Source organism: Telluribacter sp. (genome assembly GCF_035998675.1).
Lineage (GTDB): Bacteria > Bacteroidota > Bacteroidia > Cytophagales > Spirosomataceae > Telluribacter.
Genome location: NZ_DASYHI010000021.1, coordinates 23,259 through 47,438 on the forward strand (window position 1 = coordinate 23,259; position 24,180 = coordinate 47,438).

Sequence of the window (24,180 nt, forward strand, 5' to 3'; positions counted from 1 at the left end):
ACAATGCCACGTATTATTTACCTGCTCCTGCCCTTCCTGTTTATTGGCTCTATTTACCCATCCGCTGGTCAGGTCGCTCCGGTGTACACCTCCGAAAACCTGGTCGTGCAGAAAGTAGCCGACCATGTGTACCAGCATATCTCGTACCTCCAGACCCAGAGCTTTGGAAAAGTAGAGTGCAACGGCATGGTTGTCGTAAACAAAAAGGAAGCGCTGGTATTTGATACGCCCAGCAATAGTAAGGCAACCCAGGAACTAATCAAATGGGTGCAGGACCAGCTTCACTGCCGGATCAGGGCCATAGTACCTACCCATTTCCACGACGACTGCCTCGGCGGTCTGGACGAGTTTCATAAACAGCAGGTACCTTCTTACGCCAGCCAGCGTACCATCGAACAGGCTAAAGCCAATAACCTACCCGTACCTCAGCATGGCTTTGACACCAAACAGGAACTCAAAGTAGGTTCGAAGAAAGTGGTAGTAGAGTACTTTGGCGAAGGACACACCCGCGACAATGTAGTGGCGTACTTTCCGGCGGAGAAGGTACTCTTTGGAGGCTGCCTGATTAAGGAAACCGGGGCTACCAAAGGGTACCTCGGAGACGCTAATACAAATGAATGGTCGGCGACGGTAACCAGGCTGAAACAAAAGTACTCTGAAATCAAGTTAGTCATTCCCGGCCACGGCAAACCTGGCAGTACTGAACTGCTGGACTACACCATTGGTTTATTCAAAGCCGAATAAACCACCACAGCGAAGCGACAGGAACCGGGCAATTGGGAATATCAGGGCAATTTTCTAAATTGTCCCGGTTAATCCACCCTGATACGCTACCGATGAGAAAATACTTTGGTCTGATAGTCCCTTTTTTATTTATTGTTTATATCGCTAATGAGCTTCGGCTGGATAGTAAGCACCCCGATGGCGATACCAGCAAGCTGTACTTACAGGTAGGGGTACTGGTGTTTGCCATCGGGCTTTTTGTGTATCGGTTAGTAATGCTGGGGAGAAGATCCGAGTAAATAACCTTTCCATAAACTTATGTTTACGCCAATAGGTGCGGTGACTGCTGATGCCCGTTGAGGGTACCTGTATCTCCTGGGAAATTTTGATTTTTAGCTGCTCAATAGAGTCGCTACACTACTGGTGTTTTTTATGAAAATTGTTTCGCTGAGCCAATTCGTCGTACTAGCCACCATAGGCCTGGTATTCATTTTTATTACGTAAAAAATACACGAATCTGGTGAGAAGCAGGCCGTAGTCCAACGAAACAACCCGTTGATTAAGATGCCCATCACTGGTAGGTTTAACGGTCTGGGTACTCTGCGAAGCCCTAACAAGATTTATGTCCGGCACCAGGGAAACGAGTATACCCTCATCAGCCCGAACCGGCATTTCCGGCAAACCAAACGGGCGGACAGCATAGAAGTTCATTTTGATCCGGAACAGAATATAGCGGTACTTCCTGAAATAGATGTGACCGGTCCCTATCCCCTCCTTATAGTACTTGCTTTGTTTTCATTATTCCTGATAGGTTATACCTTTGTTATGTACAGGCGAAATACGGCAAGAAAGGAAACTTCCACTTCCTAGTGGCAGGTCTTTCTAACCTTACCAAAAACCTCTACTAACTTTTCGTTATGTCCCCGGCTGTTCTTTGGCAAGCAGGCCACGGGGGATATTAGCGTAGTACCAGCCGGGCATAGATAGGATAGTGATCTGAATGGATATAAGGTAGCTTTTTCAGTTCGAGCAGGGCAAATTCTTTGGTTACGAAGAAATGGTCCAGGGGCCATCTCTGAAGGTACGACCTGGCCTTGAACGAGTTGTACAACCCCCTTCCGAGCCGAACATTCCCGAGCTTTCCGCTGGCTTCAAACATACGGGTAGTCTGTGACCAGGAGACATCATTAAAGTCGCCGGCTACTACTGATGGTAGGGTACCTTTTGCTACCATGTCACCCACCTGCCGCAGGGCCGCTCCTTTTTCTCCCAGCCCATCCGGGTATTTCTCGCTGGGAACGGGAGCAACCGGGTGCATTCCGTGAAACCGAAAGCTCCGGTGGCCGGGTAGCGTTACCCTGGCGTGAAAAGAAGGTACTTTGTCCTTTTCCAAAAACCGGATCTCTTTCTCTTCCAGCGGTAAGCGTGAGTAAAGCGCTATTCCGTAGGCATTGTCGAGGGGATATTCCATGACGTACGGGTAGTCGTCTTTCAGGACTTTCAGCTGGTCAACCCACCATTCGTCTACTTCCATGGTCAGCACCATATCCGGGTTCACCTCCCGGACTACCCTTAAAAAATTCTGGGGCTGGCGGTTAGTCATGAGTACATTAGCTACAACTATCCCCACCTCATGGGGCTTGGATGTACTGTCTGTGGTAGCGTCGGGGACTACCTCTTGGCCCAGCCAGTAGGGCATCAGGTAGGTAGACTGAATCACAATGGTTCCCACCAGGCCGGCGACCAGCAACCAGGCCGACAGCTGCCAATCCTTCTTTAACAGACAAAAAGCCAGTAGACAGACCACAGCCAGCACCAGGTACTGTAATCGGGGAAAGTCAAGTACCTGAAAGTACCATCGGGTAAGGCTGCCAGACAGGGACAGTATACTCATAAGAATAACCAGCGAACTTATACAGATCAGCAGATACTGGACAATATGTCGGAGTTGTTTCATGGGTATTATATTGCTTTTCCTCTTTTCAGGCACCCTTATTAAACTACCTGCTGCTATAATAACACCTGCTCCGTGTAGCATTGTTTAGAGGGGAAGCCAACGGAAGAGATTCTGTCCCGGGCGACTCCCGCTTCCCTGACCTGGTACCATTGGAAAGGATAAGTACCCCTGCCGCAGCTCCTAACAAAACCACCCCAAGGGAGTTCATTACCTAACCACCCGGCCTGCACCCGCAGTGTAAGAAGCCGTTGTAGCTCGTATGAATCTACCCGACGCCCCTGTTCCGAGTAATCCAAAGCAGCGCAGCCGATACCGCATCCTGTACCAGCTGGAGTCCTGGCTGGAAGGTCCCATGTTTATCCTGGCACTGGTCTGGCTCTGGCTTTTCGGAAAGGAGTTGCTTGGCAGTCTGTCTCCTTTGGAAGAAAAACTGGGAGTAGCTATCTGGATCTTGTTCATTGTGGAGTTTCTTTTGAAGGTATTTCTGGCTCCCCGAAAAGGAAAGTACATCCGGCAGAACTGGCTCACACTGCTAGCCCTGGTGATTCCGGCTTTCCGGGCTTTCCGGCTGGTGAACGCTATCCGGGTACTGCGGGTTAGCCGGGTGGCCACCACCACGCGTTTTGTGCGGGCGCTGACCTCAACCAAGCGCTTCCTGACGGACCTGGAAGAGGTACAGGGGCCGACCCCCATACCCGAAGTGCACGTGGGACTTCTGGTTATGCACCGGGCCTCCGCCAACCGGGACGATCTGCTGGCCTTTACCGAGCAGCTGGCGCAGGATGTACAGCCAGAAATAACCGCTGCCACCGGCATTAAGTGGTTTTTCCACTTCACCGATCCGGCGCCCATGAGCGGAAGTGATACCCGCCAACCCTCCGACTTTCTGGATGAGGCCAGCCTTCACATGGCTGAGGGGCCCTACGACCTGATTATAGTGGTAACAGATGTGGCCCTGATTTCACGAAAAAAGCACGTAGAGCCGGCTCTTACCTCCCTGGTGAGCCGCGTTTCTGTGATTTCTACCCGCAAACTTATTTCCTCACCCCGGGGAAAACCGGTACGAAAGCTGGCATCCGAATCGGTACGCTGGAATGCGGCCCTGCTGTTGCTGCATGTATTGGGGCATCTGAATGGGCTGGATCATAAGCCGAGGCGAAAGAGTCCGCTCATGGCACCTTTTATATTTCGGGAAGATCTGGGCACAATTCCGGCCTTTACGAAGAGCGAACGAAACAAACTGCACAAACGGGCAGGCCGATTTCCGGAACGCGAACTCCGGGGAGGCAACTGGCTGGACAGTCTTATTTTCCATGTACTTGCGGCCTTCCGGCACCCCATGGATATTGTGCGTCCCCTGTTGCGGAACTGGGCGATTTTTTTACCCCTGTCCCTGCCGGGACTGGCGACCGCCGCCGTTGCCCCTTCCTTTGTGCTGATCTTTACCGCCGAAATCTGGGATGCCGGGCTGAACATGGATATGGCCACTGTCGCGCTGTACGCGCTGATCAGTATCCTGGTGGCCAGCTACTACCTGATACGGGTGCAGTCGCTGTTTCTGCCCCGAAAAGAAAAAAAGCTCCTGACGGAACATCTGGCCGTAGCTAATACTGTTATTTACCTGAGCGTGCTGCTGGCTTGTATTGGTTTGTTCCTGCTGGTGACCGGACTGATGCTGCTCATTGTGCTGTACATTTTTCCCGAAAGTCTGATGAAAACCTGGCCTACCCTACTGGACCAACCCAATATTGACACGGCTGCTAAAATCAAACTGGCCGCCTTCATCAGTACCTTTGGTGTTACGACCGGAGCGCTGGCCGGTGGCCTTGAAAACCGAACCCTGATCCGGCACCTGGCCCTGTTTGAAAATAAACCCTGATTTTTTGGTATCTCTTCTGCGTACGGTGCGCCTGGCTACTCCAAAACAGTAGTTCCTTTTTAGTAAGTACTTCTCAGTGCAGGTACTGATTTTTAAGCAGTAATATATAGATAACCAGGCCCATGATCAAAAACTGCCCAAAATAGGAAAAGGTATATATCAGAATTCCTTTCCAGAGGCCGGATAACCACATTAAGTTATAGAACTGCTTATAGGTACGACAAAAGCTGGCGATGGCAAGTACAATGGAAATTGAATCGGTACCTAAGGCAGACACCTTAAAGATGATAAGCAACAGGAGTACCAGTGCATTGATGGTGTTGATCTGTGACATGGAAAATACCAGTATCGTAAAGTGTTCCGCGTAGTTTTCTTTGCGTTTCCTGTTAAACAACCATCCGGAAAAAGCGTAAATAGGCAAGGCCATAAACGTAATAATATTCATGTAATTCCTTAAAAACAGGTTAAAGTCGGCCATCCCTTTTTGCATGAATTCGGGCATTCTGGTTGAAGTACCTGAGCTGTAACTATTCAGGTTCTCGAAGAAATGGGACCGGCTCATCAAAAAGATAACTATACCTACACTGAAGATCAGGTACTGGTAGGGGTTGAAGATTTTCCTTTTTCCGTTGATAAATTCATAAGCCATGATACCCGGCGCAAGAATTACCCGGGTCCGAAAGGAAAAAATGCCCTTATCGGCATGCAGAAAAACATGGACAATATCGTGCACTACATAGTGTACCGTAATGCGATGAGCTGCTTTATGACCACAATTATTACAAAACGCTGTGGTAAAAGTTTCACCACAGTTCTTACATACAAGCTCCTGATCGGTACTTACCAGATGATCTATCATAATACTCTTTTTTGTGGAGAGGTAGGGATCCGTAAAATCGACTGTTATTGACCAACATAATAAATTTACTGGTTCTCCCACATCAGAGTTGTTGCCCCGCTGGCGTCGTTTCCAAAAAAGCGAAACTACCGTAGCTCTCCCGACAGGATACAACCAAAAGTCCGATTCCCCGGCTCATTAGTAACTGACAGACCTATTTTTTCATAAAAATCGATGGCAACTAACAGAGAATTAGCCTGTTATTTTTTCGCTTTTCTGTCTACTTTTGAAGAGTACATTTAACCTGTTAGCCATTCTATGCAACCTACCCGATTACCTTCGCTCCTGTTGCTGCTCTTTGCAGTACTAACTACTGCCCCCACGCTGCTCGCCCAGCCGAACAACACCCAGCCAAATCCCGTATATTCTCCGGAGGTAGAAGAGCGCATCCGGCGCGTAGAGCAAAGCCTGGGCGAAGCCATCAAAATAGATGATGCTCCGGTGGTACTACAGGAGCGGATGCAGAAATACAAAGTACCGGGGGTGAGTATTGCCGTTATCAAAGACCACAAACTGGACTGGGCGCGGGGCTACGGCTTTGCCGATAAGGAACAAACTACTCCCGTCACCCCACAAACCCTTTTTCAGGCGGCTTCCATCAGTAAATCGCTCAATGCGGTGGGGGTACTGAAACTGGTGCAGGACAAAAAAGTGGATCTGGATACAGATATAAATACCTACCTCAGCAGCTGGAAATTCCCGTACGACAGCAGCAAAGGCAAAAAACCCATTACGCTCCGGCACTTGCTCAGCCATACCGCTGGTACGTCGGTGCACGGTTTCCGGGGCTATGCCGCCGGTGAAAAGGTACCCACCGTCATACAGGTCTTAAACGGCGAATCCCCGGCCAACAGCCAACCCGTACGGTCCCTTTTTGACGCAGGCACCAAAACGCAGTACTCGGGTGGAGGTACCACTATTTCCCAACTGGTGGTCATGGACAAGACCGGTCTTCCCTACGACCGCTACGCGCAGCAACAGGTACTTGATCCGCTGGGTATGACCAGCAGCTTTTATACCATACCGCCCCCCGCCAACAAAGTACCGCTGCTTTCGACCGGCTACCGGGGTGACGGCAATCCGGTGGTGGGTAAGTACCACCAGTATCCCGAGCAGGGAGCCGCCGCCCTCTGGACCAGCCCGACCGACCTAAGCCAGTACATTATCGAAATGCAGCTGGCCAGCGCCGGTACCTCCGCCAAAGTACTAAACCGCGAACTGACCACCACCATGCTTACCCCCATTATGAATGAAGCCGCCCTGGGGGTATTTATCAGAAAGGCAGGCAACGACAGGTACTTTGGGCATAGCGGAGCAAACGAGGGCTTCCGCTGCGCCTACCTGGGGAGCCTGGAAGGTGGCAACGGCGTAGTTGTAATGGTCAATTCAGACAACGGTGCCATTATCGACGAAATCATCAACAGCGTGGCGACGGTTTACAATTGGAAGGACTTTTACAACCCCGTGGTCCGGCGGGTAGTAACAGTCCCGGACGAGGTACTGGATACCTACGTGGGCGAGTATGAACTGAATCCGCAGTTTAGAGTAAAAATCGTTCGGGAAGGGCATGGGTTGAAAGTCCAGGCCACCAACCAACCGGTATTTGATCTGTTCGCCGAAGCACCCAACAAGTTTTTCCTTAAGGCCTTTGATGCGCAGATTGAATTCGTGAAGGATGATTCCAATAAAATCAGCTCGATACTCATGCACCAAAACGGTCAGGCCCGGCCGGCGCAACGGGTGAAGTAAGTAGTCGGGAAATGGGGTATAGCGGGAGAACGCAGCAAGATGCGATAAACCGGCCTTTCAACCAATTTGATTTCTCCCCCTTCATCCCCAATAAAGCACAGAGGTTTTCCTTTGTGCTTTATTCTATGTTTCTATTTACCCAATTAAAGTACCTAACTCCGTCCGCAAGCAAACAATTGGCTTGCGGGATTAATTATTGTATCCAATCAGTCTGGAACAACACTCCTGCCCTATGTCTAAAAACGCCTTTAATTACTCCCTGGACTTTGATACAACTGACTTCCGAAAGCAGCCGGAACTGTACCGGATCGGCGTGGGCGAGCAGGGGGTACTGCTGGTACAACCCTACAAGTCGGAGTTGCTCCCCCACTGGAAATTCAAAACCGAGGCCGTTGCCAGCGAGTCGGCCCGGAAAATCTATGAACTATTTGAGCAGTACCTGAAAGACGAAGATTTTGTGGGAGCGGATATGGCCCGGAAGTACCTGCAGATGGGCTTTACCCGCGCCCGTCGCTACGCAAATCATAAAAGTGGAAGGAAGTATTCTATAGGCGAAGCAGATAAAACTCAGGGACTGACCTATCCGTATTCGTCGGGGAGTAAGAACAAAGGAAATGAGGTACTTGCCCCCGAAGAAGATGCCCTGACCAACGAGAAGGCCCGGGCTGCGGCCGTATTCAAAACCTACTGGTTTCAGGCAAAAAACCATCCGGACTACCTCAACCAGAAAGCAGCGTTCCGAAAAAAATACTACCACTAAAGCCAGGCTGGTAACCGGGTACTTGGGTACCTTTTTGCCCGAAAGGCTGCTTCAGCAGTGACAGCAGCCGGGTGGGTATGGGATTTTAAGTGTCCTGAGAAAATACATTCCGGATGGAGCTTTACATCACACTTGGTATTATTATCATTGGTATCTTTTTGTTTGTTAAGGAGTACTTTACCATTGATACTACTTCCCTCCTCATTATGGCCTTATTCATTGTGACGGGCATACTCAGTCCGGAGGAAGGCTTTTCGGGCTTTATTCACCCGGCTACCATTACGCTGGGCTGTATGTTCGTCATCAGTTCGGCCATATTTAAATCCGGGATCATTGATGGGCTTAGTCACCGGATTATTCAACTGGCCAAAATCCATTATTCCGTAGCCTTGCTGGTTTTTTGTTTGGTTACCTCCCTGCTGTCCGCCTTTATCAATGATTCGGCGGTGGTGGCAGTAATGATTCCGATGGCCATGCTGGTTTGTAAAGAAACCGGTATTAATCCCTCCAAGCTGTTGATTCCTATTTCCTTTGCGGCCTGCCTGGGCGGTGCCTGCACCCTGGTGGGTACCGGCACCAATATCCTGGTCAGCAGCTATGCGGCAAAAAGCGGGCTGGAGAACTTTGGCATGTTTGACCTGACTAAAGCGGCCGTGTTTCTGGCCGGTATTGGGTTTGCTTATATTTATTTTGTGGCGCCATACCTGCTGCCCCGAAGAACCGGAAATTATAAAGAGCAAACCCTGGTGCAGGAAGCCGAAAAATATACAACTGAAATTATTCTTTCGGAGGAAAGTACCGATATCAATAAAAAAATAAGCGAGACCAAGCTCACCACGCAATTCAAAGGACACGTACTTGCCATAATTCGGGGCAGCCGGAACATTCGGTATATATCGCCGGATATGCTGTTGCTGGCGGACGATATTTTGAAAGTACACATCAGTCCGGATGACCTCATTAGCCTCAAGGACACCAAAGGCTATACCGTAAAAGGGGACAAGTTTGTAGGAAACATGGCCAATACGGAGGAGCCCGGTTCCGGGGAAATAAAGGATATGTCCAATGAGAAAAAGATGTACGAGGTACTTATCCCGGTGGGGTCTGAGCTGGCTGGCAAGTCGGTGCAGGAGCTGAACTTCCGGGATGTATACCAAGCCTCGGTACTGGCCTTACGCCACCGCAACGAAACCGTGTACCAAAACCTCAACGAGATAAAAATAAAGGAGGGAGATATGCTCCTGATATTTGCTTCGGAGAAAGAACTGGCCCGGCTAACCTCCCAGCGGCTGGTATATATTTTTTCTAATTATGAGAAGAAAACCGTCGACTACCGAAAAGCAATTCCGGCCCTGCTCATTGCGGTGGGGGTAGTAACGTCAGCGGCGCTAAATCTGACCACTCTTCTGATGAGTGCCATGATTGGTTGCCTGCTGCTGGTTACCACGGCCATTCTAAAACCCAATGAAGCCTACGAGGCCATAAACTGGAGGGTCATATTTATGATAGCCGGGGTACTTTCAATGGGATTCGCCCTTGAAAAAACGGGTGGATCTAAACTAATATCGGGCTATATATTTGAAACCATGGGGGGACGGGACCCCCGGATAACCCTGAGCCTCATCTTTCTGATTACCTTCCTCTCCACCAATATTTTGTCCGGAAAGGCAACGGCGGCCCTCATGACTCCTATCGTTATCAGTCTGGCCGGGGCTCTTCAGGTGAGCGAGCGCCCTTTTTTGGTCGCCGTTATGTTTGCCTGCGCGTTTACTTTCATGACACCCCTGGCTAACCCTACCAATACGATGGTATACGCTCCCGGAAATTACCGGTTTAATGATTATCTTAAGGTAGGTACCCCCCTGAACATCATAATCTGGCTGGCGGCAACTTTTATTATTCCATTATTTTTTCCATTTTAAAACCATGAGAAGAAATATAAGACAACTGATTCGGTTCACGTATGACTATAAAAACAAGGAAGCCATAATCCTGCGTGACCACCTGGCTATGGAGCGCACCAAACTGGCCAACGAAAGAACCTTGCTCGCCTACGTACGCACCTCGCTCTACCTGCTGCTGGGGGGTACCGCCCTGCTGGGCCTTAAAGATTTCGAAGACCTGAAATACATTGGGTACATATCCCTCATTCTGAGTATTGTTATGGTAGTAATAGGTCTGGTGCGTTTTTATCAGTTGAAAAGACAGCTCAAGCGATTTTATCATAAATTGGAAGAACCCGCTCCGGAATCCCAGGAAACTAACGCCAGCTCAACCTAAATGGAGTTGCGTTTATTCAATACCGCTGAATTAGCTTTTAAAAATTAGGTACTTAATTTTTCAGGTTCAAGTCTTCCATGTCGGCTTACCTGTATGTAAAGCCGTTTATTTTTCTAAGTTTTTCTACCAGAATTCACCCGGTTCCCAATAAAAAAGAGCAAGCCCCGGGGCCTGCTCCACTATTTTCACAACGGGAAAAAGGATTATAGATTTAACCGGATTCCGCCCGAAATATTAGGACTTATATACAGCGGCCGTGGAATAACCTCGACGAAAGCACCACCTTCCAGAAAAACCGACAGGCGACCGTCGGGCAGGTAGTACTCTAGCCCACCAACACCCGATCCACCCAGGGAAATGCTTTGCTCATAGCCACCACTCAGGCGGTTGGGGTAGTACCTCCGGCTGTTGACCTGCCCGCCCAAACCGTAGTAAAAGTGTACCAGTTCGGAGTTAAACAGAGGGTAGTGCCACAGGTAGTGGGCCTGTACCGATAGCCCCGCGTTGCGGTACTGTCCCTGCCGGTAGTCGCGGTTGTTGCCCACTATACCCCCGTAGGTACCTACGGTCACGTCAAAAGCATTGATATTGTTGAAGTACTTACGGACGTTGAAGCCGGTTGGTTCTCCCAGCTTGAAGCCAACGGCCCAGTTGTCGTACTGAGCGTGCGCCAGCTGAATACTAAACAGACAAATTAGGGTAAAGAGTACTTTTTTCATAATAAAGCTGTTTCTGTTTTGACTATGACATCCAATCACGCTTTAACCACTACGCTGCTACGGTCTTTTGCTGGTATTTTTTGAGGGTTTCAACCAGCGTTTCATTTTCCTGGCGGGTACCTACCGTTATTCGCAGACAACCTTCGCACAAGATAACACGGGAACGGTCCCGGACAATGATTTTTTCGCTGAGCAGGTAATTCATGACCTCTTTGGCTTCGTCAAACTGGACCAGCAGGAAATTGGCGTCGGAAGGGTGTACCTTCTTTACTAACGGCAGCCCGGTCAGCATTGTTCGCAGCAAATCGCGTTCGTGCAGTACTTCCCGTACCATTTGGTTTTTGTTTTCTACTTCGTCAAGTGCGTTCAGGAGCAGCTGCTGAGTAGGTCCGCTGATGTTGTAGGGGGGCTTTATTTTGTTCAGAATCCGGATGAGTTCTTCGGAGGCAAAACACATACCCAACCGGAGGGAGGCCAGGCCCCAGGCTTTGGAAAATGTCTGCAGTACCACCAGGTTAGGGTACTCGTCGAGGTGCCGGGTCCAGGATTCAGTAGAAGCAAAATCAATGTAAGCTTCGTCCACTACCACCAGGCCGTTAAACTCTTTCAATAAAGTAAAAACGGCGTCAGCCTGTACCAGATTAGCGGTCGGGTTATTGGGTGAACATACCCAGACTATTTTCGTTTCGGGGGTAATAGCTGCGAGTACTGCCTCCGTATCCACCATAAAATCGGGAGTGAGAGGTACTTTGGTGATAGGTACATCATTGATCGAAGCGCTTACTTCGTACATCCCGTAGGTAGGAGGCATGATCAGGATACGGTCCTGACCCGGTGTACAGCTGGCCCGAACCAGCAAATCAATGGGCTCGTCGCTGCCGTTGCCCAAAAACAGCTGCGCGGGACGTACTCCTTTGAGGGGTGCCAGTTTATGTTTTATGTCGGCCTGGTAAGGATCGGGATACCGGTTATAGGATTCGGCCACTACCGAGCCAATGGGGTTTTCGTTGGCATCCAGAAAAATGCCCTCAGTACCCGTATATTCATCCCTGGCCGAAGAATAGGGCGTCAGGGTCAGGATGTGCGGCCGGATGATACTGCTTAAACTGAAATTCTTATCCATAGGTACATAATCGTTCGTCAATAGTGAAGGGCTCAATATGGACTATTTTTACTGATTTCATGGCCCCGTGCGCAGGGTTAATGATATAGTTATATTCCAAAGGTACAACAACTGAGGGTACCTTCAGGAGCAGGGTTTTATTTTCATCCAGCCAGCGGTTCCCTGCCTCCTCGGTCCAGGTCCGCTGGCTTGGCCAGTCATCCGGAAATTCTTCCAGTTGCCGGCAAAGTACTTCATCGGGCAGGTGAATGACCACCATCACATAATCATCTGGGGGTGGGGTTTCTTCCAGATGTACCAGTTTCTCCAGCAAGGCCAGCGAACGGCATGACGCGGTGTACAAGGCATACCGTCCCGCACTGTTCCAGCGCCCTCCATTCTTAAATGCCTCGGTTCCCTCCAAATCGTTCCGATGAGGATATCGCGTAATTCTGAATAATTCCATAGGTCAAAATGCGGCCGGATGGCACTACATTTCTTCCAGAGACCTCAGCCGGATACTTACCGCCCGCTTGTGCGCGTGCAGCGACTCGGCCTCAGCCATGGCTTCTACGGTAGGTCCAATGGCCCGGATTCCTTCTTTTGTTATTTGTTGTACGGTTACTTTCTTTACAAAACTGTCCAGCGATACCCCACTATACGCCCTGGCGTACCCGTTGGTCGGCAGGGTGTGGTTTGTACCGGAGGCATAGTCCCCGCAGGACTCGGGTGTAAAGTGACCTAAAAAAATCGAACCCGCATTGATGATTCGTTCTGACACTTCCTCGGCGTTCTCTACGCTCAGAATCAGGTGCTCGGCGGCGTACTCATTCAACAAATCTATGGCGTCATCTTCGTTTTCAACCAGGATGGCCTTGCTGTTTTCGATGGCTTTTCGGGCTATGTCACGCCGGGGCAACTCCTCAAGTTGGGTAGTGAGCGCCATGTTGACGCGGGTCACCAGTTTTTTACTGGTCGTAACCAGCAAAACCTGACTGTCTACCCCATGCTCGGCCTGCGAAAGCAGATCCGCCGCCACAAAAGCGGGCTGGGCGGAATCGTCGGCGTAAACGGCTACCTCCGACGGACCGGCCGGCATATCAATGGATACCCCTTCCTTACTGACCAGCATTTTGGCGGCCACCACGTAGGGATTACCCGGACCAAAAATCTTGTAAACTTTGGGCACTGACTCGGTACCGTAGGCCAGGGCGGCAATAGCCTGCGCCCCGCCAATCTGGAAAGCTTTGGTTACGCCTACCAGCCCGGCCGCGTACAGGATAGCCGGGTGGTCGCTGGGGGTACACAGGATAATTTCGCGGCAACCGGCCAGTTGGGCCGGAACGCCCAGCATGAGTACGGTGCTGAATAAGGGCGCGGTACCACCCGGTATATATATGCCTACTTTTTCAATGCCGATGCTTCTTCGCCAGCAGGTTACCCCTGGCATAGTTTCGATTTTTTCAACGGGCTGGTACTGCGCCTCATGAAAACGACGGATATTCTTATAGGCCTGCCGGATGGCTTCTTTCAGGGTTTCATCCAGGCGGGATTCGGCCTGTTCAAACGCTTCTGCCGAAAAGGACAGCTCTGTTAACTCCCGTTTATCAAATTTCAGGGCAAGGTCGCGCAGGGCAGCGTCGCCTTTTTCTTTTACCTGTTGCAGGATTGGCTGAACTACCTGTTCAATATTACCCGATTCGTGCTCCGGACGGGCCAAGAGCTCCGGCCACTGGCTTCGATCAGGAAAGCTTACTATTTTCATACTCTGGAATACAACTGGTTAGGAATCGTGAGCTCTATCAATGCGTTACTCCATTCCGAATCAATGATTATTGGATCATTTTTTCAATCGGAATTACCAGGATACCTTCGGCACCCGCCTGACGAATTTTTTCGATATTTTCCCAAAAATCATTCTCATTTATGACCGAGTGCAACGATACCCAGCCTTCCGTTGCCAACGGAAGCACCGAAGGAGCCTTCATACCGGGCAGGTACTTGGTAATTTCGTCCACGGCCGAGGTAGGGCAATTGAGCAGGATGTACTTATTGTTCTTGGCCTTCTGAACCGACTTGATCCGGAACAGCAGCTGGTCAAGCAAATCCTGCTGACCCGCTGTCAGCTGCCGACTGGCAATCATGACAGCTTCCGAACGAAATATAACCTCTACTTCCTGCAAACCATTGCTCAACAGGGTACTGCCGGAGCTAACGATATCACAAACCGCGTCGGCCAGGCCAATACTGGGGGCTATTTCCACCGAGCCGCTGATTTCGTGAATCTGGGAATTTACGCCGTTTTCGGCCAGGTACTTGCCCAGCAGGCGCGGGTAAGACGTAGCAATACTTTTGCCGTCCAGGTCTTGAATACTATTATACTCTACTCCTCTTGGAATACCAATGGACAACCGGCATTTGGAAAAACCAAGCTTATGTACCGTATTTACACTGCGGTCTGTTTCGCCGGCTACATTTTCCCCCACAATACCCAAATGAGCCACGCCGTCTTCTACGTAGCCGGGTATATCGTCGTCGCGGAGAAAAAGGATCTCCGCCGGAAAATTGGTCGCGGCAGTTTTCAACTTACCGGCTCCGTTGTCAAACCGGATACCGCATTCCTTTATCAATTTAAGAGAATCCTCACTGAGCCGCCCGGACTTTTGTACCGCTATGCGTAGTATTTCATTCATGGATTAATCTATAATAAGTACTATCTCTATGCTTGTATCCTATCAATTAATTCGGTTACCGTACCCGACTGCTGTTCACCCGTCCGCATATTTTTCAGGGTTAATTTCCCCGAACCCATTTCCTCTGACCCAATCAGCACCACAAAGGGTATCTGCTTCCGGTCGGCGTAATCGAGTTGCTTTTTTAACTTTACAGAATCCGGGTACATTTCGGCGTTGAGTCCGGCCTGCCGGAGCTCATGCAGTACCCCTAAACCATAGTGGGCGGCCTGAGCATCGAAATTGGTCAGCATAACGCGGGTAGTAATGGTCTGGTCTTTGGGAAACAGGTCCAGTTCATCCATCACGTCGTAAATACGATCCACCCCCAACGATATTCCTACGCCCGAGAGGCCGGGTACCCCAAAGGTACCCGTCAGGTTGTCGTAGCGCCCGCCCCCACTGATGCTGCCGATCTGTACATTATTGACTTTTACTTCAAATATGGCCCCGGTATAGTACGAAAGCCCCCGCGCCAGGGTTACGTCCAGCTGGGTACGGGGGGTTGTTAGACCAAATCCTTCTGTCATCTGCCAGACTTGTTCCAGCTCCTCAATTCCTTTCAGCGCCGTTTCCGACGCCGACAACCACACCCGAAGCTGAGCAAAAGGAGCGTTTTCGGTGGCCAGGGAAAACATGGGTTCCAGCTTATTAATACTCTCGTCACTGAATCCCCGCTCCCGGAGTTCGGCCAGTACCTTTTCCTTACCTATTTTGTCGAGTTTGTCTACGGCTACGCAAAGGGGACCCTCCTGCCCCGCCGCTCCAATGGCCTCGGCGATTCCGGTCAGAATTTTGCGGTTATTAATTTTTACGGTAAAATCAGTAATCCCCAATCCGGGCAGGATTTCGTGCAGCATCATCACGATTTCGGCTTCACAGAGCAGGGAATCAGTACCTACCACGTCGGCATCGCACTGGTAAAATTCACGGTACCTGCCCTTTTGCGGACGGTCGGCGCGCCAGACAGGCTGCAACTGGTACCGTTTAAAAGGCATGGTCAGGGTACCCCGGTTCATGACCACGTACCGCGCAAAGGGTACGGTCAGGTCATAGCGCAGGCCTTTTTCAGAAATTTTGCCGGTTAGCTGTTTGGTATCCTGTTGCCAGTCCTGCTCGCTGAGCTTTTCGTTATAATTTCCGGAATTAAGTATTTTAAAAAGCAGCTGATCGCCTTCTTCCCCGTACTTTCCCATCAGCACCGACAGGTTCTCAATGGCGGGGGTTTCAAGAGGCTGGAAGCCATACCGCTGGAAGGTGCGCCGGATGGTATCGAAGATAAAGGTGCGCTTTACCATCTGGTCGGGGCCAAAGTCGCGCGTTCCGCGGGCAAGGGATGGTTTACTCATAGGGGAATTTTCACTGTAGCCCGACAACTACCCAACCCGGCAGATCACTGATCCTGACCAGCTGTTAGTACTATCGGTATAAGAATCACTAAGTCAGACAATTAGGCAAAAGCAGGTGCGTAGCGTCCAAAAGATACGCCTCCCGGGCACAAAGGTAGGAGAGGCAGTGCAATTTTTAGGTCTATTTTTTACTTTTTTCCTAAATAAACGCTATTTTTGCGCCTCTTTAACAAAACTTTATAAGACAATGGGAGTAACGGAATTAAAACGTAAAAGCCGTAGAAATAAAGAAACTGCAAAAAATCGGGTGGCCCGGATAAAGGATCTGCTTCGCCGTCCTGAAATCAGGAACGTGGACGTAGAGGCTATCAAAGCCGAGTTCGAAGCTAATAAGAAGTAAGCACGAACGGGAAAAATCCCCAGGCGATACACGGAGTCAAGGCCCTGTCAATTAGTTTTGGTAGGGCTTTTCGCTTTTTTGCCGGGTTTCTTTCTCGCTTCCAGCTCCTTCAGCATTTTGCGGGAGCTTCGACGCAACTCCCGCCGGAAGTCCATCTGTACCCGATAGCGCACGGCTTGCCCGAACAAGGATATGCCCGCATTGATAAGTACCAGACTGTAGGTACCCAGCAGTACCCAGTTGATTGTTGGAGCACCGGTATGCTTGAGATTACTCGCTTCACTAAATACACACAGGCCGTACCCAATCAGCATCAGGCTGACCGGAGCCAGCAGGAGCCATTTGGTGCGGGTTGTCATTTTTTTCAGAAGCTTTTTGCCGGGGGGCCTGGCTTCGGATTTGGGTACTATCATGGTATGCGGCAATTATTTCCTTTTCAAAAATAATCATATTTATTCTTTTATTTAAATAAACCAGCGTCTTTTATGGGCCATAAAAGTACTATTTGCGGGTCTTGACGTACATTTGTACCTAAAACTTTACTTTGAGACCTGATTTAAGGCTCCATCCCCGAAATTCCCCATGAAATCCCTATTTAGTCTGGTGCTTCGGCACGTTCCCCGTCCCTATCTTCAGTTGGTTGGCCACTGGGCGGCCCGGGTACTGGGCGTGTTTTATTCGGGCCAGCAGGTACAGTGTCCGGTTTGTGACCACCGCTACCGCGAGTTTCTGCCGTATGGGCGGGCGGGGCGTGATAACGCGCTTTGCCCCAACTGCCTGGCCCTGGAGCGCCACCGCCTGATGTACCTTTACCTCAAGCGCAAAACCAATTTATTTACCGAAAATCTAAAGGTACTTCATGTAGCCCCAGAATATTGCTTCATTAACCGGTTTGAGTCCATGAAAAACCTGGATTACATAACCGCTGACATTGAATCGCCGCTGGCGAAGGTAAAAATGGATATTCATTCTATCCCTTTTGAGGCCAATACCTTTGATGTGGCCATCTGTAATCACGTTATGGAGCACGTAGATGATTATGTAAAAGCCATGAGTGAGTTGTACCGGGTACTGCGGCCCGGCGGCTGGGCCATTATACAGTCGCCCCAGGACATGGCCCGGGCTACCACCTACGAGGACGCCACTATTACCGACCCGCGCGAACGGGAAAAGCATTTTTGGCAGAACGACCACCTGCGCCTGTTTGGCCGGGACTACGCCTACGAACTGAAAAAAGGTGGTTTTGCCGTAACTGAGGACCGATTTGTGATGGATGAACTCTCCCCGGAGGAGGTGAAGCGTTTTGCCCTGCCGGCCGGTGAAATTATTTACTTCTGCGAAAAGAAATAGGTAGTCGGAAAACAGGTACTTTTAAATAAGACAGAAGGCCGGGGTAGTTTTTGAATTACCCCGGCCTTCTGTTTCTGCTTTCTTCTATTTTCTTCAGAATACCCTTTTTTATTGTTGATACCTACCTTCGAATGAGCCGTAGAAAGCCTTCCCGAATAAAGCCCAGTCCGTAACCAAACAGCTGCACGAAGGCTGCTACCACACTCAGCGCCCCTACCTTCGGGCTTTTGGTTTTGGTGGTAGCATCAAGAAAAACCAGGATTATAAACAAGCCGAGACCACCCAGCGACAGCCAGAAAAACGGCTGAAAGATAAAGTACCACAACGGGATAAACAGACAAAAAAGAACAAAGGCCGACGGGAAAGCATGTACCGGCTTTATCAGGTCAAGGCCGGGGTGCAGTTTATCCAGGATGAACCGGGTGCGGCCAAAGGAATATACCTGACGGAAGAAATCCCGAAAGTTGCCCCGGCGCTTGTGGTACACGTAGGCTTCGGGAATGAGACCCATTCGGTAGTTGTGCTTCTTTAACCGGATGCCCAATTCGATATCTTCGCCCATGTCGCGTTTGGCAAAGCCCCCCGTTTCGCGATAGACCCGCCGCGAAATACCCATATTAAAGCTTCGCGGCTGAAAGGAACCTCCGGCGTTATTTTTCTTTCCTCTGATCCCCCCCGTGGTGAATACCGAAGTCATGGAATAACTAATGGCTTTCTGCAGATCAGAGAAATTTTCATCAGCCGCATCAGGACCTCCGAAAGCATCCAGGAAATCGTTTGTGAGTTGAGCATTTACCGCCTCCAGGTAGTGGGGAGGGATCAGGGTGTCAGAATCAAAGACTATGAAGTAATCTCCGCTTGCCCTTTCAAAACCAACATTCCGGGCAAAGCCCTGTCCGCAGTTCTGAATATAAAAGTACTGGAGCGACAGGCGGTCCCCGAAAGCCTCTACGACAGGCTCCGACTTTAACGCTGAGCCATCCTCAATGACTATCACTTCAAAATTGGTGTACGTCTGTCGGGTCAGGCTTTCCAGCAGTTCCGTCAGTTCATCAGGACGGTTATATACCGGAATTATTATGGAATACTTACGCATATACGTTAGATGTACTAATCGGTCGAATGAGCTGCACCTGAGGTAGCTGGTACTATATAAATTCAGGAAAGAGCAAGGTATAAAAAAACGCCCTCCGACAAAAGCGGAGGGCGGTAATGTCCCTTTTTTCTATATCGTATTTATTTTTAACCCTGTGCCATTACTTCCTTAAGAGCTTCCTCGTTGGCCTTTATGATTTTGTCCAGATGGGGCTCAAGAGCCGTTGACAGGAACAGGCTTTCAAACTGGGATGGGGCTATATACACGCCCCGGTCCAGCATGGCATGAAAGTACTTTCCAAAAAGGGGCAGGTCGGATCCTTTGGCCGAAGGAAAATCTACGACCGGCTGGTTGGTAAAAAATAAAGTAAACATGGACCCGATGTGATTGATGGTATAGTCGAGGCCCAGGCGGTTGAGGGAAGCCTGGAAGCCATCCACAATTTTATTCCCGATTGTTTCCAGACGATTGTACACATCCGGTGTTTCGTTGAGGTAGTGCAGCATGGCCAGCCCGGCCGACATAGCAATGGGGTTACCAGATAAGGTACCGGCCTGGTACACCGGCCCGGCGGGAGACACGCAGTCCATGATTTCTTTGCGGCCCCCGTAGGCTCCAACGGGCATACCTCCGCCAATAATTTTTCCCAGGGTAGTCATGTCAGGAATAACCCCAAACCGCTCCTGCGCTCCGCCTTTGGCCAGGCGAAAGCCCGTCATTACCTCATCAAATATTAGGACTATACCTTCCCGGTCGCAGAGGGTACGCAAGCCTTTGAGAAAGCCATCGGCGGGTAATACGCAGCCCATGTTCCCCACGACGGGTTCCAGGATCAGCGCGGCAATATTTCCCTTATTGGCATCTACGAGTTGTTGTACAGCCGCCAGATCGTTGAAGGGGGCGGTCAGCGTATCGTTGGCGACACCTTTGGTCACCCCGGGACTATCGGGAGTACCTAAGGTTATGGCACCGCTACCGGCGGCTATAAGAAAGCTGTCGCCGTGGCCGTGGTAGCAACCTTCAAATTTTATGATTTTGTCCCGCCCGGTATAACCCCGCGCCACCCGAATGGCCGACATGGTAGCCTCGGTACCCGAGTTAACCATACGTACCTTCTCCACCGATGGTACCATGCTTACTATTAATTCAGCCATTTCCACTTCCTTACGGGTAGGTGCCCCAAAAGAGAAAGAGTGCCTGACGGCATCGAAAACTGCCTTTTCAATAACCTCATGCGCGTGCCCCAGAATCATGGGCCCCCACGAATTAATTAATTCCAGGTAACGGTTGCCGTCTTCATCGTAAATATAGGCTCCCTTGGCTGACTTAATAAAAACCGGCGAACCACCCACTGCTCTAAAAGCCCGAACGGGCGAGTTCACTCCACCGGGAATGTACTGCTGGGCTTTCTTAAATAATTTTAAACTTTCAGTATTATCCATTTTTGAGGGATTAAATCATAACTATAGATCCCGGACGGTTACCTTACCGGTACCCAACGTGAGCCTTCGGCCCGGAGTAAAGGCGATACCTGATTTTCGCGGGACTTGGTAAAATCGAAACCTGATAAGAGGTAATCCTCATCAAACTGCCGGGCTTTCAGCCCCTGAGAGAGCCGGTCTTTGTACTTGGCTATCATACGGCCCAGAAACAGGAGCTGATCATAACCCTGATAAGAATACACGGACGGCAGGGTTTCGGATTGCTCGTAGTAGGCGCGTCGGAAGGCTTTGATGTTATCTTTGGTCAGGTCAATATAATCGGTCTCGAGCAAGTACAGCCTTCCACCGTAGCTGTGCGGCCGCGACCGCTGAAAGTCAAAACTGGTGGCGGTCGCGATTACGGGTACATTAGAAAGGTCTCTTCCATTAAGTACTGAAAACAAGGCTGGTCCGCTTTGCGGATCCGTGGAGGCCAGTACTATATGCGTTGGCTTTTCCCTTTCAAACCGGGACATCCGGGCGTCAATGGTCTCTTTCTGATCGGTAATCCTGACCATTTCAAGTACCTTGCCTCCTTTCTTCTTGATTTCTTCAGTATAGGCAGCTGCCATGGCCGAATCCTTGGAAGTAGTTCCGTAGTACACAGCCGCCGTCAGTCCGGCACTCAGCCTGGCGGCCAATTGGGCAGCCTGGGCCATCTGGTACTCAATGGAGGGACGAGCCAGGTAAGCATTGTTACTGCTGGCCAGTAAGCTTCCGTCCGTTGAAAGTGGATTGACAATCAGTACATCATTCTCCGATGCAAACTTAGAGGCAATCTCGTAAGTATTTGTATACAAGGGGCCAATCAGTAAGTCGGACTGCCGGAACTGGTTATTATTGACCAAATCCCGCATCAGGGCTTCCTCGCTGCCAATATCGTAGGTCTGCAGATTGACCAGGATTCCCTCGTCCTTAAGCTGTTGTTTGGCCAGCAACATACCCTGGTAGTAATCGTAGGCATACTGGTTGGGGCGGGAGCGCCGGGAAGCAGGTACTTCGCCTAACCGGAACGGCAGCATAACCGCCACGTTATAGTACCCTTTTTCCCAGTTTCGGGCGGTTCGGGGGGGGCTTTTCTGGCCCGGTGTCGGGTTCTTGACACTGACCGTTTCGGTACTCTCAATCCCAAACCGGTTGGTTAGCCGGTCCGACAATTCAAGGTCGGCTTTATCGGTCGATTTTTTCTGAATTAGACTCACCAGGGCTACGGCTACTTCCTTATCACCCGCGTTTTGCTTCTGTAGGTTTTTCAGGGCGTTCAGGTCCGTAATCTGCGAAAGGTAGTGTTGCTTCAATCCCTGCACATCCTTTTTCAAACCGGCTTCATCAATCAGCTGCAGGCTTTGCAGGGCTTGCTGGTAATTACCCAAAGCCAGCTGGGTAGCTCCCATCAGGTAATGCGCGTCATTCATTCTTTCCCAGTTGGGATACCGGCTGACCAGTTGCCGCAGCATCAGGTAGCTATCATTATACTTTTTGAGCTGGTAGGCAGCCAGGGCGTAGTAGTAATGGCTGTAAGGTGCGAAACTGGAGGTGGTTCGGGTGAGGGGGGCCAGTCTGTTCATAGCCACCAGGTATTTCCCCTGTTTGTAAAAGTCAATCGCTTCCCTGTAATTCTTTCCACTCTTATCAAAAAGCTGTGCATTGGAAATACTCGACCCGAATACACCCCAAAGGATCAGTAGCAAGAGTATTCTTTTCATAGTGTTGGTGGACTCAGATTAGGTTCAATAGGAGCAAAATAAAAAAATCATGCTTGGAAAAAGAGGGTAACATTTCAGGACTTGAAACGCTACCCTCTTTACATTTCATTTTAGAAGTTGTAACATTTTATTTCTTCTTCCCCGGACGTTTTTCCACTTCAGCCTGCTTCTTCTTGGACTCCTCTGCCGCCTGTAGGGATTTTTCCAGGTACTTCTGGAACTTAGACTGTTTGGGCTTGTCCGCGTTCTTCTTGCGGTTTTCATCCAGAATCTTTTTAATCCTGTCTTCATTCACAAACTTCCGGATTACCAGCTGCTGACCGATGGTTACTACGTTGGACACGAAGTAGTAAAAAGTAAGACCAGCGGGGAAAGAATTCAGCACAAACATAAACATGACCGGCATGAGATAACTCAGGAACTTCATGTTGACGGGTCCCGGCTGGGCGGGGGTCATCTGGTTGTTATAGTAGGCATATCCTATACTGGAAATCGTCATCAGGATGGTAAACAAACTCACGTGGCTGCCGTAAAAGGGAATTGAAAAAGGCAGATTGAGGAAGGAATCATAGGTCGATAAATCATTCGCCCACAGGAAGGACTCCTGCCGCAGTTCGATGAGGTTTGGAAACAGGAAGAACAGCGAGAACAGGATGGGCATGGTAGCCAGTACGGGTACACAACCGCTCAGCGGGCTCACCCCTACCTGCTGGTAGAGTTTCATTTGCTCCTGCTGCTGCTTGGCCATATCGTCGGGGTTCTGCTTCCGGATTTCTTCCAGATCCGGCGCCAGTACCCGCATTTTGGCCATACTCACGTACGACTTGTACGTAAGTGGCGTCAGGATAAGTTTTACGATAAGTACCAGGCAGATAATGAGGATACCGTAGTTGGAGAAAAACCCTTCCAGGAAATTGAACAGGGGTACCAGAAAGTACTTGTTAATTGGCTTCAGGAAGGCGTAGCCAAGGTATACGTTCTCATCAAAATTTTCGGCGGCTACCTCACTGACCAGGTGGTAGTCGTTGGGGCCAATGAAGTACTTGAAGCGGGCCCCAGCCTGCAGGGCAGCAACGGGTATACCGGCCTCTACTTCCATGGTTTTTACAATGTTGCTATCGGCCGGATTCACCAGGGCTTTCATGGAAACACTCTGAAAAGGCTGCTGCCCGGCAATGAGGCCGGTCAGGAAATACTTGTGCTTCAGAGTGAACCATTGTACCGGCTGTTCGGCAACCTGCTCGTCATTACTATCCGGATTCTGGCTCAGGCTGTTCAACTCATCGGTATAATAGTTGATGGTGACGGCTTTCCGGTTTTCGGTCAGGTCATTTTCAAGCTGGAGCATTTCGTTCTGCCAGCCCAGCCGAAGCGTTTTGCCGGGCACGGCCAGTCCGTTGCTCCGGATACCGTAGTCGATGACGTAACCGCTGCCGTGTACTACGTAAGTCTGCTCCACGAACTGGTTGCCCGCCAGGGCCAGCCGGTAAGTAATTACCGCGGAATCGTTTTCGGCCAGGCTGCGGTTGGCAGCGCTGGTTGTAAAGTACAGGTTGGTCAGGTCAATATCGCCCCGCTGGGTGGGTAGCTGCAGGCTGAAATTATTATGATTTTCGGAGATTAGGTACAGCGGTTTCTCGTCGTACGTTTTGTATTTTTTCAACAATACCTCTTTCATTACTCCCCCCTGGCTGGAGAAGGTTACGCGGATATCGTTGGTCTCAATAACTACATCCTGGGCCTCGCCCTGAGCAGCTGCCGCAAATTCACCGTATTGAGCTTTTACCTGATTAGAGTCGGGTTGGGGAGTTGGGGCTACCGGAGCCGTTGCAGAGGGGGTGGTTGGTTGTTGTTGAGCTACCGGTTCTGGTTCTACGGGCTTGGGAACCAGCAGTTGGTAGCCTACCAGCATTAGTAAGATAAGTACTAAGCCAATTACCTGATTTCTTTCCATTCGTAAACAATATCAATATTAAAAAGTAAGTCCCGTACCCTATAA

23 protein-coding genes are annotated in these 24,180 nt (G+C 50.0%); 10 read left to right on the forward strand and 13 right to left on the reverse strand.

What is annotated here, in order from left to right; translation table 11 throughout:
• The first annotated feature begins 3 nt into the window (after positions 1 to 3).
• The 3 genes from bla (at position 4) to VGN67_RS18895 (ending at position 1,593) form a co-directional block, all read left to right on the forward strand.
• Positions 4 to 744: a subclass B1 metallo-beta-lactamase gene (bla, locus tag VGN67_RS18885; RefSeq protein WP_327488446.1), complete on the forward strand. Its 741-nt coding sequence runs from the start codon at positions 4 to 6 to the stop codon at positions 742 to 744.
• A gap of 92 nt (positions 745 to 836) precedes the next feature.
• Positions 837 to 1,022, forward strand: a complete 186-nt coding sequence (locus VGN67_RS18890; RefSeq protein WP_327488447.1) for a hypothetical protein — start codon at positions 837 to 839, stop codon at positions 1,020 to 1,022.
• A 265-nt stretch (positions 1,023 to 1,287) separates the two neighbouring features.
• A complete protein-coding gene (locus VGN67_RS18895) occupies positions 1,288 to 1,593 on the forward strand; it encodes a hypothetical protein (protein WP_327488448.1) in 306 nt (101 codons plus the stop codon).
• Between the two features lie 88 nt (positions 1,594 to 1,681).
• On the opposite strand, the gene VGN67_RS18900 is transcribed toward VGN67_RS18895, so the two are convergent.
• On the reverse strand, positions 1,682 to 2,680 hold the full coding sequence (locus VGN67_RS18900; protein WP_327488449.1) for an endonuclease/exonuclease/phosphatase family protein: 999 nt from the start codon (positions 2,678 to 2,680) through the stop codon (positions 1,682 to 1,684).
• A gap of 259 nt (positions 2,681 to 2,939) precedes the next feature.
• Here VGN67_RS18900 and VGN67_RS18905 point away from each other — a divergent pair, with 259 nt between their 5' ends.
• Positions 2,940 to 4,559: a hypothetical protein gene (locus VGN67_RS18905; protein ID WP_327488450.1), complete on the forward strand. Its 1,620-nt coding sequence runs from the start codon at positions 2,940 to 2,942 to the stop codon at positions 4,557 to 4,559.
• A gap of 73 nt (positions 4,560 to 4,632) precedes the next feature.
• Here the strand turns inward: VGN67_RS18905 and VGN67_RS18910 are convergent, their stop codons facing one another.
• Positions 4,633 to 5,418, reverse strand: a complete 786-nt coding sequence (locus tag VGN67_RS18910) for a hypothetical protein (protein ID WP_327488451.1) — start codon at positions 5,416 to 5,418, stop codon at positions 4,633 to 4,635.
• A gap of 297 nt (positions 5,419 to 5,715) precedes the next feature.
• Here VGN67_RS18910 and VGN67_RS18915 point away from each other — a divergent pair, with 297 nt between their 5' ends.
• From VGN67_RS18915 to VGN67_RS18930, 4 genes are all read left to right on the forward strand, one after another.
• Positions 5,716 to 7,206, forward strand: coding sequence for a serine hydrolase (locus VGN67_RS18915; protein ID WP_327488452.1), 1,491 nt, complete (start codon positions 5,716 to 5,718; stop codon positions 7,204 to 7,206).
• 232 nt (positions 7,207 to 7,438) lie between these two features.
• The gene (locus tag VGN67_RS18920; RefSeq protein WP_327488453.1) at positions 7,439 to 7,966 is read left to right on the forward strand and encodes a DUF4385 domain-containing protein; all 528 of its coding nucleotides are present in this window, start codon (positions 7,439 to 7,441) and stop codon (positions 7,964 to 7,966) included.
• A 113-nt stretch (positions 7,967 to 8,079) separates the two neighbouring features.
• Complete coding sequence (locus tag VGN67_RS18925) at positions 8,080 to 9,888, forward strand: SLC13 family permease (protein ID WP_327488454.1); 1,809 nt, start codon at positions 8,080 to 8,082, stop codon at positions 9,886 to 9,888.
• 4 nt (positions 9,889 to 9,892) lie between these two features.
• A complete protein-coding gene (locus VGN67_RS18930; protein WP_327488455.1) occupies positions 9,893 to 10,246 on the forward strand; it encodes a DUF202 domain-containing protein in 354 nt (117 codons plus the stop codon).
• Between the two features lie 203 nt (positions 10,247 to 10,449).
• Here VGN67_RS18930 and VGN67_RS18935 read toward each other — a convergent pair whose 3' ends face one another.
• The 6 genes from VGN67_RS18935 to hisS form a co-directional block, all read right to left on the reverse strand.
• Complete coding sequence (locus VGN67_RS18935) at positions 10,450 to 10,965, reverse strand: hypothetical protein (protein WP_327488456.1); 516 nt, start codon at positions 10,963 to 10,965, stop codon at positions 10,450 to 10,452.
• A 49-nt stretch (positions 10,966 to 11,014) separates the two neighbouring features.
• The gene (hisC, locus tag VGN67_RS18940; RefSeq protein ID WP_327488457.1) at positions 11,015 to 12,088 is read right to left on the reverse strand and encodes a histidinol-phosphate transaminase; all 1,074 of its coding nucleotides are present in this window, start codon (positions 12,086 to 12,088) and stop codon (positions 11,015 to 11,017) included.
• Positions 12,081 to 12,533: an RES family NAD+ phosphorylase gene (locus VGN67_RS18945; RefSeq protein ID WP_327488458.1), complete on the reverse strand. Its 453-nt coding sequence runs from the start codon at positions 12,531 to 12,533 to the stop codon at positions 12,081 to 12,083. The genes hisC and VGN67_RS18945 overlap by 8 nt, the downstream gene beginning before the upstream one ends.
• 24 nt (positions 12,534 to 12,557) lie before the next feature.
• A complete protein-coding gene (gene hisD / locus VGN67_RS18950) occupies positions 12,558 to 13,832 on the reverse strand; it encodes a histidinol dehydrogenase (protein WP_327488459.1) in 1,275 nt (424 codons plus the stop codon).
• A gap of 67 nt (positions 13,833 to 13,899) precedes the next feature.
• Positions 13,900 to 14,760, reverse strand: coding sequence for an ATP phosphoribosyltransferase (gene hisG / locus VGN67_RS18955; RefSeq protein WP_327488460.1), 861 nt, complete (start codon positions 14,758 to 14,760; stop codon positions 13,900 to 13,902).
• A gap of 26 nt (positions 14,761 to 14,786) precedes the next feature.
• Positions 14,787 to 16,148 (reverse strand): histidine--tRNA ligase, encoded by a 1,362-nt coding sequence (hisS, locus tag VGN67_RS18960; protein ID WP_327488461.1) that lies wholly within the window; start codon positions 16,146 to 16,148, stop codon positions 14,787 to 14,789.
• A 247-nt stretch (positions 16,149 to 16,395) separates the two neighbouring features.
• On the opposite strand from hisS, the gene VGN67_RS18965 reads away from it, so the two are divergent.
• Positions 16,396 to 16,548 (forward strand): hypothetical protein, encoded by a 153-nt coding sequence (locus VGN67_RS18965; protein ID WP_327488462.1) that lies wholly within the window; start codon positions 16,396 to 16,398, stop codon positions 16,546 to 16,548.
• 47 nt (positions 16,549 to 16,595) lie between these two features.
• Here VGN67_RS18965 and VGN67_RS18970 read toward each other — a convergent pair whose 3' ends face one another.
• Complete coding sequence (locus VGN67_RS18970; protein WP_327488463.1) at positions 16,596 to 16,961, reverse strand: hypothetical protein; 366 nt, start codon at positions 16,959 to 16,961, stop codon at positions 16,596 to 16,598.
• 169 nt (positions 16,962 to 17,130) lie between these two features.
• On the opposite strand from VGN67_RS18970, the gene VGN67_RS18975 reads away from it, so the two are divergent.
• Positions 17,131 to 17,898, forward strand: coding sequence for a class I SAM-dependent methyltransferase (locus VGN67_RS18975; RefSeq protein ID WP_327488464.1), 768 nt, complete (start codon positions 17,131 to 17,133; stop codon positions 17,896 to 17,898).
• Positions 17,899 to 18,019: 121 nt separating this feature from the next.
• Here the strand turns inward: VGN67_RS18975 and VGN67_RS18980 are convergent, their stop codons facing one another.
• From VGN67_RS18980 to yidC, 4 genes are all read right to left on the reverse strand, one after another.
• Positions 18,020 to 18,994 carry a glycosyltransferase gene (locus VGN67_RS18980; RefSeq protein WP_327488465.1) on the reverse strand — a complete coding sequence of 325 codons (975 nt, stop codon included), beginning with the start codon at positions 18,992 to 18,994 and terminating at the stop codon, positions 18,020 to 18,022.
• A 146-nt stretch (positions 18,995 to 19,140) separates the two neighbouring features.
• Positions 19,141 to 20,436 carry a glutamate-1-semialdehyde 2,1-aminomutase gene (gene hemL, locus VGN67_RS18985; RefSeq protein ID WP_327488466.1) on the reverse strand — a complete coding sequence of 432 codons (1,296 nt, stop codon included), beginning with the start codon at positions 20,434 to 20,436 and terminating at the stop codon, positions 19,141 to 19,143.
• 38 nt (positions 20,437 to 20,474) lie between these two features.
• Positions 20,475 to 22,181 (reverse strand): ABC transporter substrate-binding protein, encoded by a 1,707-nt coding sequence (locus tag VGN67_RS18990; RefSeq protein ID WP_327488467.1) that lies wholly within the window; start codon positions 22,179 to 22,181, stop codon positions 20,475 to 20,477.
• A 127-nt stretch (positions 22,182 to 22,308) separates the two neighbouring features.
• Positions 22,309 to 24,135, reverse strand: a complete 1,827-nt coding sequence (yidC, locus tag VGN67_RS18995; RefSeq protein WP_327488468.1) for a membrane protein insertase YidC — start codon at positions 24,133 to 24,135, stop codon at positions 22,309 to 22,311.
• Positions 24,136 to 24,180 lie beyond the last annotated feature (45 nt).